The organism is Neorhizobium sp. NCHU2750 (assembly GCF_003597675.1).
In the GTDB taxonomy this organism is placed as follows: Bacteria; Pseudomonadota; Alphaproteobacteria; order Rhizobiales; family Rhizobiaceae; genus Neorhizobium.
In genome coordinates, this window is sequence record NZ_CP030830.1 from 234,855 (window position 1) to 252,678 (window position 17,824).

Sequence of the window (17,824 nt, forward strand, 5' to 3'; positions counted from 1 at the left end):
AAATGTCAGAGAAATCCGATGGAAAGCCAGGGCCAGGCGGCGATCACGACGATGCCGATCGCAAGTGCTGTCATGTAGCCCCAGATGGGCCGCATCCCGAGGCTCGGATCGACCTTGCCGATGGCGCAGGCGGTGTAATAACCGACACCGAATGGCGGCGCGAAAAGCCCCAGACCCATCGAAAGCACAACGACGATTGCATAATGCACCTCGTGCACCCCCACTTGATGGGCAATCGGGAACATCAGCGGGCCGAACAGCACGATCGCCGGAATGCCTTCCAGAAGGCTGCCGAGAATGACGAAAACGAGGATCGACACCGCCATGAAGGTGACCTGTCCGCCGGGCAGGCTGGCGATGAAGGTCGCCAGGTTCGAAGCAAAGCCGGATTGGGTCAGAGCCCAGGCCATGCCTGTCGCCGCGCCGATGATGAAGACGATTGCTCCGGAAAGAGCAGCGGTCTCGATCAGCATCGGGATGAGCCGTTTTGCGTCGAAGCAGCGATAGACGAAAATCCCGACGATCGTGGCATAGGCGATGCCGATGGTCGAAACTTCGGTCGCGGTCGCGACACCCTCGACCACCGCCGTGCGCACGATGATCGGAAGTGCCAAAGCCGGAAGCGAATAGAGGAAGCTCCACCAGATTTCCTTGCGGCTTGCGCGGACGATGCCGGAGAGATCTTCCTTGCGGCACCGCCACCAGACGACGAGGCAAAGGGCCAGTCCCAGCAGCAGACCCGGAAGCATGCCGCCGGTGAAAAGTGCCGCGATCGATACGCCGGTGACCGAACCGATGGTAATCAGAACAATCGATGGAGGCACTGTTTCGGTCTGCGCCCCGGTTGTTGCGAGAAGTGCAACGAGATCGCCCTGGTTAGCGCCGCGTGCCTTCATTTCCGGAAACAGGACCGGCGCAATGGCCGCCATGTCGGCGGCCTTTGAGCCTGAAATGCCGGAGACCAGATAGATAGCGCCGATCAGCACATAGGAGAGGCCGCCACGCACATGGCCGAGAAGATTGGCCAGAAAGCGTATCATGGCGCGCGCCATGCCGGTCATTTCGATCAGCAGACCGAGAAAAACGAATAGTGGCACGGCAAGAAGGATCATGTGCGACATGCCTTCGTCCATACGCCCGACCAGCACGACCATGGGGGTGCGGGTGGTCAGAGCCAAGAAGCCGAAGGTCGACAGCGCAAAGGTGAAGGCGATGGGCACGCCGGCAAACACGCCTGCGCCGACGATAACCACGAAGAAAACGATGAGATTGAGCTTGCCGAGCGGGACCAGAATGGGGCTGGCGAGCCACATGGCGGCGCACAGCACTGCGACCAGGCTCACCGCCTTGGCGACGGTGGTAAGATCGGCGCGCGTGACAAGCCGCAGAACGGCAAGAACAATCATCAGGCCGACACCGACGGGCAGGGCGGCTGCACGCCAGGCATTGCTGATCTCGAGTGCCGGCGTGGAAACGATCGCCTCGCGGCCGGCATATTTATAGGCCGGATAGGCGATCAGCAGGAGAAAGGCGAGTGCAGCACCCTGCGCCACTATTTCCAGAAACACGCGCGTCTGAGGTTTTGCATAGGAGACGAAGGCCGTCATGCGCATATGTTCGCCGCGCCGCAAGGCGACGGCGGCCCCCAGCATGGACAGCCACAGGAAGAAGATCCCCGCCAGCTCGTCCGACCAGACTATGGGTGCGCGAAAGATGCATCGCGCAACCACGCCGCTCAGGAGAATCGCGATATCGCCGAAGGCAAGCGCCGCGGCTGCGATCTCCACGCAGCCGCCGACGCCCCGTTCCACCTGGCCGATGACAGCCCGCCATCCCGAGGCGGGCCGACTGCCGGCTTCAAGCAAGATCCCGCCGCTCATCAGAGCTTCTTGCCTACGCTGGCTTCCAGCAGTGCCCAGGCTTCGTCACCGAACTTGCCCTTCCATTCGTCGTAGAACTTGGCCTTCTGGAGCTTTTCCTGAAAACTGTCGGCGGACGGTGCGTTGAAGACCACGCCCTTGGCGGAAAGATCGCCTTCGATGCCCTTGTTGATCTTCTCGAGATCGGCGCGCTGCTGGATGCCTGCCTCGTTGAAGGCGCGTTCGATGATCGTCTGCAGATCGTCCGGCAGCGAGCTCCAGGTGTCGCCGTTGAAGGTGAAATGATAACCGTCCCAGCTGTGATTGGTCTTTGAGCAGTATTTCTGCACTTCATAGAGTTTGGCCGTCTGCATGATGGCCAGCGGATTTTCCTGTGCCTCGACGATCCTCGTCTGCAGCGCCGAATAAACCTCGCTGAATTGCAAGCTGGTCGGTGAGGCGCCGAGCGACTTGAACAGCGAAACGCCCATGGCGCTGACCGGAACGCGGATCGTCAGACCGGAAAGATCGGTGGCATTGGTGATCGGCTTGCTGCTCGTGGTGATCTGACGGAAGCCGTTGTCCCACATTTTCGAGAATGTATGCAGGCCGATCTTGGTGAAGGCGTCGCGGATATGATCCCCAAGCTTGCCGTCCACCGCACCCCAGATCTGGCTGTAGTCGCTGAAGGCGAAACCGACCGCCGTGATGGCGCTGATCGGCGCAATGGTGGCGATCACCATCGTGCCGGGCGTGAACATGTCGACGCCTCCGCTGCGAACCTGGCCGAGCATATCGGTGTCGCCGCCGAGCTGGTTGTTCGGGAATATCGCGATTTCCACCCGGCCATTGCTTTCCTTGGCGACACGCTGTGCAGCCTCGGCGGCACGAATGTTCAAGGGGTGGCTGAGCGGCAGGTTGTTGGCGTATTTCAACGAGAATTCAGGTGTCGCTGCAAGGGCCAGATGTGGTGCGCCGAGCACCATTCCGGCAACCGGCAGGGCTGCCATCTGCTTCAAAACCGTGCGACGGGTAAACGTGGTCATCTTAATCCTCCTCCAAAGATCACATTTTCAATTCGGATGATCCGCCGGAATGGAAATCTCCTACCCACATTCCAACGGAAACCATCAATCTAAATCAAAAACCATCAATGATCAGCCGCACCTTGCATGCATGCCGCCATCGACCAGCAATTCAACGCCATTGATATATTTCGCCTCGTCGCTCGCGAGGAAGACCGCGGCATGGGCAACATCCCAGCCATCCCCCATGCTGCCGGTTGGCGAAAGCCGGTTACGGGCGGCGACCATCTCGTCGCGGTCAGCATAAAAACCCGAGATCTGACTATATATATGCGGGGTATCCATCACGCCCGGTAGAATGCAGTTGGCGCGAATGCCCTTTGCTGCATATTGCAGGGCAACGCTCTGGGTAAAGCTGTTCACGGCGCCCTTGCTGGCGGCATAGGCGCAATAGGCATAACCGGTCCAGCGAACCCCGCCGAGAGCACCGATATTGACGATCGCGCCGCTTGCCTGAGCTTCCATCACAGGCAAAACTGCCTTGCAAGTCAGGAACATGCTCTTGACATTGACCGCCATGACCTTGTCCCAGGTGGCCTCTTCGGTCTCGACCGGGCCGCCTTGCGACGTGATGCCGACATTGTTGTGCAGGATATCAATCCGCCCAAACGCATCGAGCGTCTTGTCGATGCATGACTTGATGTCCGAAAACGAAGTCGCATCGGCGGCCATGGCCTGAGCGGTGCCGCCTTCTTCCCGGATAATCTTCTCGGTGACGGCGGCCGCATCGCCATTCACGTCGATCACGGCGACTTTGGCGCCCGCCCTCGCAAATGCAACGGCAACCGCCTTGCCATTGCCCCATCCCTCTCCAATCGAGCCGGCACCGAACACTACGGCAGTTTTGCCGCGCAGCCGCCCCGCAAGCGCATTTTCCACCGCAAGCCTCCTCGCCTATTTGGTGAAACATAGATATCTTGTTGATTGAAATAACAGGCTTGAAATGCAGAAGCAATCAAATTATTTGATGTAATTTGATTGAATTAGAGGTGAGAGATGACGACTGAACCCGCTGGCGCCGAGATATTGGGACGCAAGGTGAATATCGCCGAGCTTGCGGCGGCTGCGGGCGTTTCCACCGCCACGGTCGATCGCATCCTCAATCAGCGCGGCGGCGTACGCCAGCCGACGATCGACCGCGTCGTTCTGGCGGCCGACCAGCTTGGCTTTGCGCTGCCGGCAACAATGCGCAGGCAGGCACCGGCAATGCGTCTGTCCTTCGTGCTGCCTGTCGCCAACAACAAGTATCTCCGGCTCCTTGCTGACACGATCCGGCAATCGGTCGAGGAGCTGGAGCAGTATAATGTTCGCTGTCAGGTTATCCCGATCGAAAGCTTCAATCCTGCCGTGCTGGCCGAGCATCTGATGCAACTCGCAGCGACGGAGGATGGCATCGCCTTCATGGCGCTGGAGCATCCGCTTGTACGCGAGGCGGTGAAAACTCTCTCGGGCCGCGGCATTCGTCTGCTGACCCTCATATCCGACCTCTCCAATGCGCCACGGGCAGCCTTTGTGGGTATGGACAATCGTTCCGCCGGCCGCACCGCGGGCCTGCTTCTCGGCCGTTTCGTGGGAACTTCCACGCAGGCTGGAAACAAAGTAGTAATGTTTGCAGGCTCGCTCAGCTATCGCGGCCATGAGGAACGCGAGATGGGTTTCCGGCATATCCTGACAGAGGCCTATCCGAGACTTGAGATCATTGGGTTGCGCGAGGGGCATGACGATGCCAACAGTAATTACAAGATCGCATCGGCTCTGCTCGAGCAGCACCCGGAAATTATCGGTATCTACAATGTCGGGGGCGCCTCGGAGGGTATTGCGAAGGCGCTGGTGGAGGCGAACCGCCAGCAAGATGTTGTCTTCATCGGCCATGGTCTGACAGCAGAGACCCGTGCGTTGTTGGTACAGGGAACGCTGGATGCCGTGATCAACGTGACGCCGCTGACACTGATGCGAAATGCCATACGAATCTTCAACAATCTGCGCGACGGCCGCGAACCAACGGTTGGCGTGGAGGCAGCGCCGATCGGTATCGTACTACGGGAGAACCTGCCTTGAGCCTTTGCGAATTGACATCCGCAACCCCGCATCGTTGTTGTGGGTGACCGACGATATGCGCGGTGCCGGAACGAAGGCTTAATCGGTCAGTCATCTATAAATCACCTTATTGATTAGGCCTTCGCCGTGTCGACAGCTCGGTTCCCTTCAAGACCGAAACGAGGACGCACGGCTCAGTCGCAACATGGTTTGCGCGCCCGAGCCGGCACCTCATTCGAGCCTACGCAGCCTCCCAAACCTGGTTGAGGATTTTTGCAGCCAGAGCTGCCTTGTCCTGTGGCAAGAAGCGACCATAGTGTTGTTGAACGACATCAGGCGTGTCCTGAATGGCGTAGCTCGCCTGCTCGTATGATCCGGTCTGCTTCAAAATATGCGTCGCAAGAATGTCTCGCAGGTTATGGGGTCCGTGCGGTAGCAAGCCCCTGATCGCACCGCGTCCGGTGTAGGGATTGTAGATGCCGTAACGTTGGATGACAGTCCGCCAAGCCTCGTAGAACGTAGTCGAGTTGTAGGCAGCATCGATGCTGGTTGTCTTCACCGTCTTGACGAAGAATGTTCCAGGGTCTCTGGCACCGCTAAGCAGAACGCCGCGATGGCGGTCGATGTAAGCGTCGAGGTATTTGTAGAGATCTAGCAGGTCTGGCAGGATCAGCCGGAACGGCTTTTGACCGAAAAAGGATGAGCCGGAGTTCTTGAATGCGACCGACGGGATAAGGACCTCCCATCCATTGTCACGATCGCTCCAGCGCAACTCGCTGCATTTCATATTTGCAAGCCGGCGTTCCGACGTTGGATAATGTCCACGCGGGCAAACACGCAGTTGACGAGGGTTTTTTTGCCGCAGCCCGAAGTGCAGGCCAAGCCGAAGCAGCATGAATGATCTGACGGCCTCAGCCGCCGGCCGTGGATATCTTCTTTCATCCGGCATGCGTGCAAGGATCTCGTCGGTGATTTTGCGATATTCCGCCAACGGGCTCTCGGCTTCGAGGACACACATGATCGGCTCGAACGGGTCGCGATGAACACGCATGACGCGTTGGATTTCTTTGGATCTGTTAGCGGCATGTCGATGAAACGCATCACAGGCGCCATGCCAATCGCGGGCTGCGAATTCGATTTCTTCCTGTTCAATCAAGCCTGCGATGGGTCGGACATTCTGAAGCAGCTCCGGGTGCTGCCGTATCCAGCCTACATCCGCGCGGGAAAGGGCTTGGGCAACCATCAGCATGTCTTCTTCCCATTTGGTATAGAAGCCACGCCGCTGTTCCCGCCACTGCAGGTACCAGTCCCAAACACCGGGAAAGATCAGAAGGCCAAAGCTCAGTTGGCTGAGTGGAACGCCGTAGCCCTTTACTGCACTATTCGGTGACGCGGCCAAAGCGCCGAACATCAGGCCAAGGTGCCCGATCTTCTGAGAAGCCGTTTCCTCTCCCCAAACGCCATTCCGCTGAAATCCAATTGCCGTTAACGTCGAGGTTTTGAAGCGGATAAGATCTGCCATTTCCATGGCAAGCCGCGGCGGCGCGTCGACGACGCCGGAGAGCAGATCAGGATCATCGAACTCGGCCGCTTGATTCTGATTGGCGCCGGCCACGGATGCCAAGGATCTGGCCGACAAAGCTCTTCCGCCATAAGTGACGCCGGGAAAGCGGATCGCATAACGTTGCTTGCTGGCCGCCGCCTGATAGCGACGATACTCTGTCGATCCGGAAATGATCACCCGGCGCACCCAATCGAGGATCTCTTCGCGCTTGGTGAAGTCATCCGGAAGGTGTAATGAGATCCTGCGCCGCTCAGCGGGGCTAACATCACCGAGATCGTGACCGTGAAGCGAACGTGCCTGATGCGGCAGTTTATCTTTGAAATATCCCTCCGAAAGTCGATAGCGCCGCTCGATCCTGCGAAGGATATCGAAACTGGCGATAGATCGTGGCATACGCTCGCCCTGGACCCAGGAAAGCAGCGTCTTGTTGTCGAAGGTCTCGTTGAGATGAACAACGGCGCGATAGAGCTGCCAATATGTGTCGCCGAACCGCCGCATGTGATAGGTCAACGCGTCCTGAAAGCTCGCTGGATCTTCTGTCGCTTCGAAAAGCGGCTCGGGGTAAGGGCTGATCGGCTTCGGTGCAGGTCCAGGCCGTGTCGACTTAGACCGGACAAAGGAACCGTCGGCCGCTTTGAGTTGCCGCTTTCTGGTTTTGGACGCCGCAGCTGCTTTATCGGCTGTTTTTGTTTCGGTCTTTTTCGGGCGAACGGCCCGTTTCGGTGGCCGTCGCTCTTCGGCTGCCGGTGGTGCGCCGAGCCATCGGATGATTGCATTCAAGCCTGGCTGGAGCTGCTTTTTCAGTTCTGCCGTCAACTCGGTTTCAATCCCGCAGGCCTGACCAATCGTCATCCAATCGATATGGCCATTCAAGAGCGGTGGTGATTTTCGGTAGATAATCAAACTGGCCAGGTAGGGCCGGATATTCTCCAACACCCGCCAGGATGCGATTGGCGCGATACGCAGCTCGCAGAATTCGGATATCTTTCTCTGAAAATGACGTGATCCAAGTTCGTTTTTGGTCATGCTCATTCCGTTTCTCTCGGCGCCAATGCCGAGGGCGAGCGGGAATATGAGGCGAGCTTTAAGAAAATATGTTCAGGCTAGGTCGATAACCTTTCGATCGCTGCTGCTTGGATCGAGAGCTACAGATGCTGTGTTGAGCGATAGACGGGCTTGCAATAACTCATTTATGGCGGTAATCATGAGCTATAGAAAGGCTGGCTATAGCTCATGAAATGGAACTGGCAGAATGCCGAATGGCCAAATTTCAGGTATGACGCAGCACGCGTGATACCGTTGGAGCAGAAATTCCTGCAGTCCGCCGGCGAGGTCATTGGTGCCGTCCGGCATTTCAATGAGGACGACAGCAACCAACTTCGTATTGAACTGCTGAGCGACGAAGCGATCAAGACCTCAGAGATCGAGGGGGAGTATCTGGATCGCGCAAGTGTTCAATCCTCGCTCCGCCGGCAGTTCGGCCTCAACACTGACGATAGGCAGATCCGCCCCCAAGAACGTGGGATCGCGGAGATGATGGCAGATGTCTATCGAAACTGGCATAAGCCGTTGGATCGTGAAGAATTGTTCCATTGGCATTCGATGCTGATGGCCGGAAATCGATACATTGAGACGATTGGTGATTACCGCAAGCATGAAGACGCCATGCAGATCGTGTCAGGTCGATTAGATAAGCCCACAATCCATTTTGAGGCTCCACCATCTCGCCAGATTAAAGCTGAAATGGACACCTTCATCGCATGGTTCAATCAATCCGGTCCAGATGGCCAAACGTCCCTTCAAGCTCTAACGCGCGCGGCAGTAGGCCATCTCTATTTTGAAAGCATTCATCCATTTGAGGATGGTAATGGTCGAATTGGGCGCGCGCTCGCCGAGAAATCCTTGGCCCAAAACATTGGGCAACCAAGCCTCATTTCACTCGCCTTCACAATCGAAAAGAACCGTAAGTCCTACTATTCCGAGCTTGAGCGCCACCAGCGCACGCTTGATATCACCGACTGGATCATTTTCTTTTCAGAGACGATCTTGGATGCTCAACGGGCAACGCTTGAGCGCATAGATTTCTTCATTCAGAAAGCAAAATTCTACGACCGGTTTCGAGCCAAACTGAACGAGCGGCAAGAAAAGGTGGTCGCGCGCATCTTCAAGGAAGGCACAGCGGGCTTCAAGGGCGGCCTAAGTGCAGAAAACTACATCTCGATCACAAACACATCCCGCGCGACAGCGACACGCGACCTTCAGCAACTCGTGGAGATTGGTGTCCTCATGCGTACGGGTGAACGTCGGCACACCCGTTACTCGCTGTCGTTGCAGAAATAAATCTCCTGCCAAAGCAATGAATTTCATTAACGTCATTATTTAGGTGAACGGCAGTTCGATTTCTCTCAAGCGCACGCTCGAAAATCGGACCTATGGTGGAAGGCTATCCGACACTCCTGGCCAGTCAATTCCAAGCAGGCAGATTCTTCCAATTGGACGGGAAGCCCATCGCGGCCTTGTCTGCCAGAGGGCATGAATCCATCAGTCCTGCAATCTGCTCGCGCCATTGGTTGTTCGGTGCAACGATATCCATGAGATAGCCGAGAACTGCAATGGTATTGTAGACTCGCCCTTGTGCATTTCCATTCATAGCCAGCTTTAAGCTCGCAGGAGACGTCGGCACAATCATCTTTACCGTCACCTGCTTGTTCCAAAGTCGGCCGTGATGGGCACAAATATTGCGGATGTATGTCAGGTGATGGGCGAGCGATACCAAAACCGTTTCATCCAACCCGTAAACCTTGGCGATCGCCTGTCGATCCGGCCGGTTCTTGAGATTATTATACCACATCGAGAGTTGCCCCAACGATATCACTTCGGCTGTCATCCAGATCGGTGGGTGCTCTGGATCGTCGTATCTGCTCCTGTAATGAAGTATGAAGGTATCTTTCGACCTTTTCAGATCCTCGATCAATTTGGCGAAGGCTTGGGCATATCGATCGGGCCGGTGATAGAGACCAGGATCGAGATAGCCGTGTGGCCCGTATTTCATGGCAAGGTGATGTGCCCAGCTACCTCGCAAGGATACTTCAATCCTTTCGATCGCATCCATCACGAGGAGGCGCAGCCGCCGATCAAAAATGTAGAGCTCCAAGACTTGGTCGAAGGAGGTTCCAGCTTGAAACCCATGCGCACCACTAGCCTGTGGCGCGTCCTCCAATGGCAACCAGTAGGCCCTTAGCCGATAATAGCTTATATGCTGGAGGCAATGGGCAGCGTGGGCATAATCTGGCACAGCCATTCCCCTTGCTTCCAGCAAGGCGATTTGGTCGGGGATGGAGACGGAAGGCTTTTCGAACTTCATGCCATTTCATAGGCGGATCCGAATAGCTAGAAAACAAAAAAAACCCGCCGGGGTGCGCAGTTTCGGAACCGAGGTTCCGTCCGAGGCGTGGCGGGTATTGTTGAGCAACGATATGGAGCAATCCTGTTAAGAAAGCAACAATGGAACGGTAAAAAAATGTACCCATCTATGTGTGTTGCAGGCCAAGCCGTTGATGCTGAATCAAGATTTCTTGCAAGCGGCGAACTGACCAAAATCGAGCGTATCCTCAGGGTTTGGCTAACTACAGCTTCAGGTGGCTGCTAATTGTTCGATTGAACTGTTGTCAAGCGAGAAGCCGCCTAGCACGCCCTCGGCCGGCCGAGAATCATGACAATCCTCAGTAAGTATCTGTTTTCAAGAGCACTCGTTCTCGATGAGCGAAGGCTGCATTAACGAGGTCTGCGGTTCGAGTCCCTATCAAAGCCTGATATGCAACCCATTCAGCCTATCCGCGAGTGTTGGCAGAAAACGGGCGAGGGAACTTTCCTCTTGGTCCACCTCTGATGCTTTGCTCAAGGCAAAAGAGGCTATCGGGCGTGCCGCGATCTGGCTGGAGGTTTCAGCCGATCGCAAGCGAACGCACAAAGCTTGGCAGAGCTCTGCTGCAGTGGTAATCTATACCACCAGCAATTTTGGAGATTCCGATGTCCAATGTCGAAAAGATAAGCGTGTCGATGACTCCGCAACAGGCAAACTTGGTTCGAGCCGCCGTCGAAAGTGGCGCCTACGCCAGCGGGAGCGAAGTCATTCGCGAAGCGATGCGCGATTGGACCGCCAAGTGGGAAGTTCGCAAGGATGATATTGAGCGTTTGCGCCAGCTTTGGGATGAAGGTAAGGCAAGCGGCACTCCAGTCGCTGTCGATTTCGACACCATGCGTCAGGAGGCACGACTCCAGTTGAACGCCGCCAAGACCAATGGCCGTTGATCTCGTTTGGTCGCCACAGGCGCTTGTGGATGTGCGCGAAATCTACGTGCAGATTGGCCTCGAGAATCCAAGGGCAGCTGAGCGTTTCTTCGATAATTTCGAGCGGAAGGCGACGCTTATAACTGATCAACCTCGTGTAGGTGTTCGTCGTCCCGATATACGGCAAGGAGTTAGGATGATCGTCGAACCACCATATATCATTCTTTATGAGACCATTCCGGACACCGATACGGGTCCAGTCGATCGCGTAGAGATTGTCCGACTGGTAGACGGCAGGCGTGACCTTAGAGCGCTTTACTAAAAGTTGAGAAATTCTTTCAAGGGAACGTCGAAATCGCATGTTGCGAAAAACGACACAGACTCATAAAATTTCGCAGGACCTTCTTAACAGCGAGCCGCTAGGATGGATGCGATTGGCGCCGAAGGCTTTGATGCTGCTTTGACTTTGACAGAAAATCTCGATCATCTCCCGGCCGCGAAAAGGCGCGAACTCGCACGCGTCGTAGAGGTCATTTTCGAGGAGGTGGAACGTTATCAAGCCACCAAAACCTCCGACTACAAAAAGCGCGGAAAAATCCTCAAGGTCATCCTATTCGGCAGCTATGCCCGAGGTGATTGGGTGGAAGATCGGCTGAGCGGCTACCGGTCCGATTACGATCTGCTGATCGTCGTCAACGATCATAATTTTGCGGAAAGCGAAGATCTCTGGCTCGACCTCGACGATCGCCTTATCCAGTTGCAAATCGCCGGCCATATCAAAACGCCAACCAACGCAATCGTCCACAGCCTGCATGACGTCAACGATCACCTTGCTCGAGGCAGACCCTTCTTCATCGACATTTTACGGGATGGCAAGGTGCTGTATGAAGCGGACGGGCATCCGCTCGTGGAACCGAGGCCGTTGACTCCGGACGAGGTCGGTGTAGAGGCGCACCGGTATTTCCTTCAATGGGTAGGTAAAGCGCAGCGGAGCCTGGAGACGGCCGAGGATCAAATCGGCAAGGTCGAACGCGACAGCAGTTGGACGAATGATGCGGCTTTTACGCTGCATCAAGTTACTGAGCAGTTATATCATTGCCTCCTTCTCACAATGACGCTTTACAGCCCGAAACTGCACAGAATCAAAACACTGCGGTCGAAGGCGGAAGACATCGACGCCCGGTTGATCGCTGCCTGGCCGCGCGACAATCGTATCGCCCGCCGTCGTTTCGAGCTCCTGTCCCGCGCCTATGTTGAGGCGCGCTATTCACCGAAATTCGAAATCGCGGTCGAAGAGCTCCAGTGGTTGATGGAACGTGTCAAAATCCTGCAGCAGCTTGTCGAGCAAGTCTGCAGTGAGCGACTAACGCAGTAACGACATCGCCGTATTTCTCCTGAAGTTGGTTCTTGATGCGGCCAGACGTGTCGTCGCGTATGTGGATTGCCATGATGCATCGGAGATCGGTAAACTAATTCGATCGTGGCATGAACGGTAAGCGGTGTTTTGACCGCACCTTCCGGATCAGTGTGTGATTGACGATGTTGAGGCCCAAACGAGGGCTTGGACATATGTCGATTTCACAGCTTACGCTTACATCCAGCGATGAAGAGCCGGTGCGCCGGTTCGAGGTTTTCACTGGTAGTGGTCGACGCCGCGAGTGGAGCGACGAGCGCAAGGCCCAGATCGTTGCCGAAAGTTACGTGCCAGGCGTGACGGTATGCACGGTCGCGCGGCGTCATGGACTGACCCCACAGCAATTGTTCACCTGGCGTCGTCTCGCCCGCAAGCCACCAGAAACGGTGCCCGATCTCGATAGCGTTCCGATGTTTGCGCCGGCAGTCCTGGATGTGCCAACGAAGCCAGCGGTGAAGGAGCCTGAACCCAGGCGTACGTCGAGAAAGAAGCCGATAAGTGAATAGCCCCGAGTTTCGTAGACACCCTCGGGTTAGATTTTCTGCTGCTTCTCAAACTCGACGGGCGACAGCATTCCGTTTCTGACGTGCTTGCGTTTCGGGTTGTAGAACATCTCGATGTAGTCGAACACATCCTGGCGAGCTTCATCGCGTGAACGGTAGACCCTGCGACGTATCCGCTCTCGCTTCAGAAGATTGAAGAAGCTCTCTGCCACCGCATTGTCATGGCAGTTGCCACGTCGGCTCATCGAGTGAACCAGATTGTGGTGCTTGAGGAACGATGCCCAGTCCATGCTGGTGAACTGCGAACCCTGATCCGAATGAACCAGCACCTTGTCCTTCGGCTTTCGCCTCCACACCGCCATGAGCAGAGCCTGTAATACGACGTCCGTGGTCTGTCGGCTCTGCATCGCCCAACCGATGACCCGGCGGGAATAGAGGTCGATGACAACCGCAAGGTAAGCGAAGCCCTCGCAGGTTCGGATGTAGGTGATATCCGTCACCCAGGCCTTGTCCGGAGCCGCTACGTCAAATTGCCGGTCGAGCGTGTTCTCGATAGCGACGGCAGGCCTGCCGCCATAGATGCCGGGGCGGCGTTTGTAGCCGATCTGCGCCTTGATCCCGGCGAGACGCGTCAGACGCGCGACCCGGTTCGGGCAGCACATCTCTCCCTGATCGAGAAGGTCGTCGTGCAGCTTGCGATAACCGTAGACCTTGCCGCTCTCTTCCCATGCCTTCAGGAGTAGATCGGTCTGTCGCTTGTCCTCGTTGGCTCGCCTGCTCAGCGGGTTCTTCAGCCAGGTGTAAAATCCACTCGGGTGAACCCGCAGGAGACGGCACATCGTCCGCACCGAAAACTGCAAGCGATGCAGAGCAATGAACGCGTACTTCACTTTGCATCCCTGGCGAAATACGCGGCCGCTTTTTTCAGGATGTCTCGCTCCTCGGTGACGCGAGCCAATTCCTTCTTCAGCCGCCTGATCTCCTCGGCCTCGTCGTTGCCCTTGGCGTTCGACGCGGCAAACTTCTTCTTCCATTCGTAGAGCGAATGCTGGCTGACGCCGAGGCGCTGAGAAACCTCCGCAACCGGATAGCCTCGCTCCGTGATCTGACGCACGGCGTCGCGCTTAAAATCTTCGCTGAAATTCGATTTGCTCATGATGCTCTTCCTGCCTCAAAATTAGGAAAGAAGGCGTCTACAAATCTAGGGGCTATTCAAGGTTGTAGGTTCACATCCGCTCAAGAGCATTTACGTGGAACTCTCATTTCTAAGTCGACCAAAGATCAGTCCGCTATTGGAGAATTTGCTCAACAAGCGCAGCGGCAAATAGGAGTCTCTCGTCGGATCCAACCAAGCCGGTGAGTTGCAATCCAACGGGCAGGCCGCCATACTGGCCGCAAGCGATGGATATGCTCGGTGCGCCGGTCAGATTGGCGTGCGAGAGCGCGATGATCTCGTCGTCGCCATCCGCGGAAAGCGCGGGGTCGCTGGCAGGGGCTACGAATGGAATGGTGGGGGCGATGAGTGCATCCACCTCAGCCATATGCCCGGCCAATTGCATCTTCGAAGCGGCCTGGTAGCGGGTCGCCTGGATATAGGTGATTGCCGGGATCTGCATTCCCGCAGAGAGCAGGTCGCGGGTGCCGGGCGCGTAACCAGTCGGATTTTCGGACATCGTCCCTTTGTGGATGATTGCTGCCTCCGGCATCAGGATATTCAGGAGATGCCGTGCCATCTCTTCCGGCGCGGGAAGGTCGAGCATGACGAATTCCACGCCGGCTTGCAAAAGCTTGGCCCGAGCGGTCTCTATGACATGGCTAACGCCTGGGCGAACCGCGGAATGGTTCCATTGGTTCGATACTATCCCGAGCCGCAGGCGGCCGGTGATGTTTGATGCCTCAGGGGCCGATCCCGCCAAGGCATGGAAAAGCAGTGCCGCGTCATCGACGCTGCGTGCCAGAACGCCGAGATGGTCGAGAGACCGCGAGAGCGGAAACACGCCACTCAACGGGAGAGTGTCGAAGGAGGGCTTGAAGCCGACAATCCCGCAATAGGCGGCGGGCGCCCTGACCGATCCGCCCGTATCGGTGCCGATTGCAAGCGGCACAATGCCTGCGGCCACGGCTGCCGCCGACCCGCCGCTCGATCCCCCGGCAGTGAGTGCCGGGTCAAACGGATTGTTCGTCTGGCCGAAATCGCGATGCTCGAAGCCGGCTGCAAATTCGAGCAGGTTGGTCTTGCCGAAGATGATCGCCCCGGCCGCTCGAAGGCGGCGGACGCATTCGGCATCGTTTTGGGCCATTTTCGGCCGAACCGCCTTGGTCGCATAGCTCGTCTCGATGCCGGCGACATCGATAATGTCCTTGATGGCCACAGGAATGCCATGGAGCGGCCCGCGGTCCTCGCCTTTCTTGAGAGCTTCTGTGGCCCGCTCTGCCTGTTCCACGACATCCTGAGTCATCGGTGTGATGAAAGCGTTCAGCTCGGGTTCGAGGCGAGCAAGTCTCTCCTGCGCCTGCCGACAGACATCAGCGGGCGAAAAGGCGCCGGAGCGATATCCTGCCGCAAGCTCGGTGACGGAAAGGAAGGATGTCTCGATCGGCATGGGGCAGGGCATCTCCGGTTGGCTGCGGCCAAGCGAACACGTTGCGCCTTCCGTTGCAATGATGGCCGCGGTCACCAATGCAACGGAAGGGCTCCTGGGGCCGACTTCCTTTTTCAGAAATGAGAAAACACGGCGGACATCAGTTCGCGTTCGCTGGTTATGTCCAGTTTCTCGTAGAGCCGGAGCTTGTGGTTCTTCACGCCGCCCACCGAGATGCCCAGCCTTTCGGCGATCGAGGCGTTCGGATGGCCCTGCAGAGACAGGACGAGGATCTGTTGCTGACGTTCCGTCAGTTGGTGCAGGCGCGAAAATTCGGAAACACGATCGCCGAGAGCAGTCGTGTTCCTGCGCAACAGATAGACATCTGCGCCGGCGAGGATCGCATCACTCGATTGTTCCTGTAGCCTCACCAGCGACCAGCCGTTGCGTCCGCTTGTCTCGGCCACGCGGCCGCAAGACAGTTCTTCGGGCCGCAGTTCCCGCTCGAAAGCTTCCAGGGCTGCATTCGACCAGGTGTCCGACTTGTAGAGCACGGTGTGATCAGAGCCTACGATCAGGATTTCCGGCTTGCCAAGGCCGTTATTGTAGAGAAACAGCGAGACCTGCCTGTCGATCGCCCGCAGCACATGCTGATGGTGCATTTCCACCAGCACGGCCTGCAGCTCGCGTGCGAAGGCCAGTTCCGCTTCGGAAAAGACCTGTTCCTGCCTGTCGAGGCAGAGCGCGAGGAAACTGCCGTCGCTGATCGGGAAAAGCAGTGCCAGCTCATCCTCGATGCCAAGCGCGCTTTTCAGGTAATGCGAGTAGACCGTGTCCAGCGCGCCGTTGCTGCGAAGCTCCTGCAGGCTGACGACGCGTGCTGGGCTTGCGGTCGCGTGACCGGGCAGGGGGTCGCGCCGCCAAAGCCGGTCGGAATAGATGGTCTTGGCATGGCCGTTCATGCCGGTTTCGGAGAGGATCAGCGGCTTGCTGCGCGCATCGTAGCGGGCAATGATCCAGAAATCGCAGGGGATGACCTGACGGACCACTTCGACGATGCTCTCATAGAAGCTCGACGTGCCCATGCTTCTCAGCGCCTGCGCGAGCAATCCTCCCATCCCGATCGGGAAACTCGGCGCTTGCGCCAGGGGAAGACCGTCACTCATCACACCATACTCAAGTTTTGTCGTTCGCCTTCAGGGATGCAAATTTCATGCCGTCGATTGCGGTAGGTGAAAATGCCCATGACTGCAGTCACTATAGCGCGGATAAGCCGCGATCCCCTATTGTTCCTGCGAGTTTTCTAATCAAAAAGAGGCCTTCAAAAAAGGCAGTCAGCTCAGGGGACCGCGTAATGTCGAATGATGCCAGTAAGACCGCAAAGCCTTTCAATCTGTCGCGCCGGGACCTTTTGCGACACGGTGCCAATGCCGCCATGTTCGCGGCCGTCGCCTCGCAGGTGGATTTCGCCAAGCCTGCCTTTGCCAATGAGCAGAAGCTGACCGGTCCGCTCAATGTTCTGGCCTGGGCCGGCTACGACGACCCGGAGCTGATGAAGGGCTTCACCGAACTGACCGGCGTCGAGCTGAACGTCAAGGAAGCCGAAAGCAACGGCGCCCAGCTGAGCCTGGTTCAGGCCGGCACCGTGAAATTCGACGTGATCAATCCCGATGCCGTCTGGACATCGAAATTCGCAGAGGCCGGGCTGACCCTCCCGATTGATACGGCGCAGCTTTCCTCGCTCGAGGAAACCATTCCGATGTTCCGCAACCGGCCGGAAACGATGTTCGACGGCAAAGTCCATGCGATCCCGACCCGCTTCGGCGTGAACGGCTTCGTCTACTGGCCGGACAAGATTTCGGCCGCGGCCGCAAGCGATGCCGAGCTTGCCTGGGATGCTTCGCTGAAGAACCGTGTCGAGATCATCGACTGGCCTGAACTCTATCTCTGGATGACCGGCCAGTGGCTCGGCATGAAGACGCCGGAAACAGCAACCGGCGACGACCTCAAGAAGATCCTCGACAAGATGATCGGCTTCCGTCCCAACATGCGTGCGCTTCAGGCGGACATGGGCACGGTCAAGGCCGACCTTGCCAACCGCGAGGCCTGGATGGTCTGGGGTTCTTCGAGTGACAACGTCCGCACCACCGCCCGCCTTGCCGGCGCCAATGTCGACCTGACCATTCCCAAGCAGGGCGGTGCCATGTGGATGGAAACGCTGCAGATCGTCCGCGGTACGGAAAATCTTGCGTCAGCTCTGGCCTATGTGAACTACATGACTAGCGCCAAGGCGATGAAGCAGATGGCCTGGGGTGCCGACAAGTTCGCGGTCACCAATGCCAAGGTGAAGGATCTCCTTACCGCCGAACAGGTGAAGGCGCTCGGCCTCGACATGATGGAAGAGTGGGTTTCCCAGTGCAAGATGAGCCTGGCACCGGTGGATGACATGGCCTGGGCCGACGCCTGGCAGACCTTCAAGACCAGCTGATC

General features: G+C 57.1%; 15 protein-coding genes. 7 read left to right on the forward strand and 8 right to left on the reverse strand.

All coding sequences use genetic code 11. The features are described 5' to 3' along the window. Positions 1-5: 5 nt before the first annotated feature. The 3 genes from NCHU2750_RS27305 to NCHU2750_RS27315 all read right to left on the reverse strand — a co-directional run bounded on the left by NCHU2750_RS27305 (position 6) and on the right by NCHU2750_RS27315 (position 3,823). Positions 6-1,880: a TRAP transporter large permease gene (locus NCHU2750_RS27305; RefSeq protein WP_119944950.1), complete on the reverse strand. Its 1,875-nt coding sequence runs from the start codon at positions 1,878-1,880 to the stop codon at positions 6-8. Next, positions 1,880-2,905, reverse strand: a complete 1,026-nt coding sequence (locus NCHU2750_RS27310) for a TRAP transporter substrate-binding protein (protein ID WP_119944951.1) — start codon at positions 2,903-2,905, stop codon at positions 1,880-1,882. The genes NCHU2750_RS27305 and NCHU2750_RS27310 overlap by 1 nt, the downstream gene beginning before the upstream one ends. A gap of 111 nt (positions 2,906-3,016) precedes the next feature. Beyond that, the gene (locus NCHU2750_RS27315; protein WP_119944952.1) at positions 3,017-3,823 is read right to left on the reverse strand and encodes an SDR family NAD(P)-dependent oxidoreductase; all 807 of its coding nucleotides are present in this window, start codon (positions 3,821-3,823) and stop codon (positions 3,017-3,019) included. Between the two features lie 117 nt (positions 3,824-3,940). Between NCHU2750_RS27315 and NCHU2750_RS27320 the strand changes: the two genes are divergently transcribed. Further along, a complete protein-coding gene (locus tag NCHU2750_RS27320; protein ID WP_119944953.1) occupies positions 3,941-5,002 on the forward strand; it encodes a LacI family DNA-binding transcriptional regulator in 1,062 nt (353 codons plus the stop codon). A gap of 220 nt (positions 5,003-5,222) precedes the next feature. Here NCHU2750_RS27320 and NCHU2750_RS27325 read toward each other — a convergent pair whose 3' ends face one another. Beyond that, entirely contained in the window at positions 5,223-7,577 is a 2,355-nt protein-coding gene (locus NCHU2750_RS27325) for a hypothetical protein (protein ID WP_119944954.1), read from the reverse strand. A 201-nt stretch (positions 7,578-7,778) separates the two neighbouring features. On the opposite strand from NCHU2750_RS27325, the gene NCHU2750_RS27330 reads away from it, so the two are divergent. Continuing rightward, a complete protein-coding gene (locus NCHU2750_RS27330; protein ID WP_119944955.1) occupies positions 7,779-8,885 on the forward strand; it encodes a Fic family protein in 1,107 nt (368 codons plus the stop codon). Between the two features lie 124 nt (positions 8,886-9,009). On the opposite strand, the gene NCHU2750_RS27335 is transcribed toward NCHU2750_RS27330, so the two are convergent. After that, positions 9,010-9,909: an Abi family protein gene (locus NCHU2750_RS27335; protein ID WP_119944956.1), complete on the reverse strand. Its 900-nt coding sequence runs from the start codon at positions 9,907-9,909 to the stop codon at positions 9,010-9,012. Between the two features lie 665 nt (positions 9,910-10,574). Here NCHU2750_RS27335 and NCHU2750_RS27340 point away from each other — a divergent pair. From NCHU2750_RS27340 to tnpA, 4 genes are all read left to right on the forward strand, one after another. Then, the gene (locus NCHU2750_RS27340) at positions 10,575-10,856 is read left to right on the forward strand and encodes a ribbon-helix-helix domain-containing protein (RefSeq protein WP_119944957.1); all 282 of its coding nucleotides are present in this window, start codon (positions 10,575-10,577) and stop codon (positions 10,854-10,856) included. Further along, on the forward strand, positions 10,846-11,157 hold the full coding sequence (locus NCHU2750_RS27345; protein WP_119944958.1) for a type II toxin-antitoxin system RelE/ParE family toxin: 312 nt from the start codon (positions 10,846-10,848) through the stop codon (positions 11,155-11,157). The genes NCHU2750_RS27340 and NCHU2750_RS27345 overlap by 11 nt, the downstream gene beginning before the upstream one ends. Before the next feature lie 102 nt (positions 11,158-11,259). Continuing rightward, positions 11,260-12,210, forward strand: a complete 951-nt coding sequence (locus tag NCHU2750_RS27350) for a HEPN domain-containing protein (protein WP_119944959.1) — start codon at positions 11,260-11,262, stop codon at positions 12,208-12,210. 194 nt (positions 12,211-12,404) lie between these two features. Then, entirely contained in the window at positions 12,405-12,755 is a 351-nt protein-coding gene (gene tnpA, locus NCHU2750_RS27355; protein ID WP_119944960.1) for an IS66-like element accessory protein TnpA, read from the forward strand. Positions 12,756-12,781: 26 nt separating this feature from the next. Here the strand turns inward: tnpA and NCHU2750_RS27360 are convergent. From NCHU2750_RS27360 to NCHU2750_RS30990, 3 genes are all read right to left on the reverse strand, one after another. Beyond that, a protein-coding gene (locus tag NCHU2750_RS27360) for an IS3 family transposase (RefSeq protein ID WP_119944961.1) occupies positions 12,782-13,908 on the reverse strand; the annotation gives its coding sequence in 2 pieces (ribosomal slippage) (positions 12,782-13,671 and positions 13,671-13,908; 1,128 coding nt in all). Between the two features lie 133 nt (positions 13,909-14,041). After that, positions 14,042-15,355: an amidase gene (locus tag NCHU2750_RS27365; RefSeq protein WP_162939826.1), complete on the reverse strand. Its 1,314-nt coding sequence runs from the start codon at positions 15,353-15,355 to the stop codon at positions 14,042-14,044. Between the two features lie 113 nt (positions 15,356-15,468). Then, a complete protein-coding gene (locus tag NCHU2750_RS30990) occupies positions 15,469-16,500 on the reverse strand; it encodes a response regulator transcription factor (protein WP_245480525.1) in 1,032 nt (343 codons plus the stop codon). 188 nt (positions 16,501-16,688) lie between these two features. On the opposite strand from NCHU2750_RS30990, the gene NCHU2750_RS27375 reads away from it, so the two are divergent. Continuing rightward, positions 16,689-17,822, forward strand: coding sequence for an ABC transporter substrate-binding protein (locus tag NCHU2750_RS27375; protein ID WP_162939827.1), 1,134 nt, complete (start codon positions 16,689-16,691; stop codon positions 17,820-17,822). The last annotated feature ends 2 nt before the right edge of the window (positions 17,823-17,824 follow it).

What these genes read in the sequence shown, in the direction of transcription:
- NCHU2750_RS27340 (WP_119944957.1), top strand. Translation starts at nt 10,575, where the DNA reads ATGTCCAATGTCGAAAAGATAAGCGTGTCGATGACTCCGCAACAGGCA.
- NCHU2750_RS27345 (WP_119944958.1), top strand. Translation starts at nt 10,846, where the DNA reads ATGGCCGTTGATCTCGTTTGGTCGCCACAGGCGCTTGTGGATGTGCGC.
- NCHU2750_RS27325 (WP_119944954.1), bottom strand. Translation starts at nt 7,577, where the DNA reads ATGAGCATGACCAAAAACGAACTTGGATCACGTCATTTTCAGAGAAAG.
- tnpA (WP_119944960.1), top strand. Translation starts at nt 12,405, where the DNA reads ATGTCGATTTCACAGCTTACGCTTACATCCAGCGATGAAGAGCCGGTG.
- NCHU2750_RS30990 (WP_245480525.1), bottom strand. Translation starts at nt 16,500, where the DNA reads ATGAGTGACGGTCTTCCCCTGGCGCAAGCGCCGAGTTTCCCGATCGGG.
- NCHU2750_RS27365 (WP_162939826.1), bottom strand. Translation starts at nt 15,355, where the DNA reads ATGCCGATCGAGACATCCTTCCTTTCCGTCACCGAGCTTGCGGCAGGA.
- NCHU2750_RS27310 (WP_119944951.1), bottom strand. Translation starts at nt 2,905, where the DNA reads ATGACCACGTTTACCCGTCGCACGGTTTTGAAGCAGATGGCAGCCCTG.
- NCHU2750_RS27375 (WP_162939827.1), top strand. Translation starts at nt 16,689, where the DNA reads ATGTCGAATGATGCCAGTAAGACCGCAAAGCCTTTCAATCTGTCGCGC.
- NCHU2750_RS27320 (WP_119944953.1), top strand. Translation starts at nt 3,941, where the DNA reads ATGACGACTGAACCCGCTGGCGCCGAGATATTGGGACGCAAGGTGAAT.
- NCHU2750_RS27330 (WP_119944955.1), top strand. Translation starts at nt 7,779, where the DNA reads ATGAAATGGAACTGGCAGAATGCCGAATGGCCAAATTTCAGGTATGAC.
- NCHU2750_RS27335 (WP_119944956.1), bottom strand. Translation starts at nt 9,909, where the DNA reads ATGAAGTTCGAAAAGCCTTCCGTCTCCATCCCCGACCAAATCGCCTTG.
- NCHU2750_RS27350 (WP_119944959.1), top strand. Translation starts at nt 11,260, where the DNA reads ATGGATGCGATTGGCGCCGAAGGCTTTGATGCTGCTTTGACTTTGACA.
- NCHU2750_RS27305 (WP_119944950.1), bottom strand. Translation starts at nt 1,880, where the DNA reads ATGAGCGGCGGGATCTTGCTTGAAGCCGGCAGTCGGCCCGCCTCGGGA.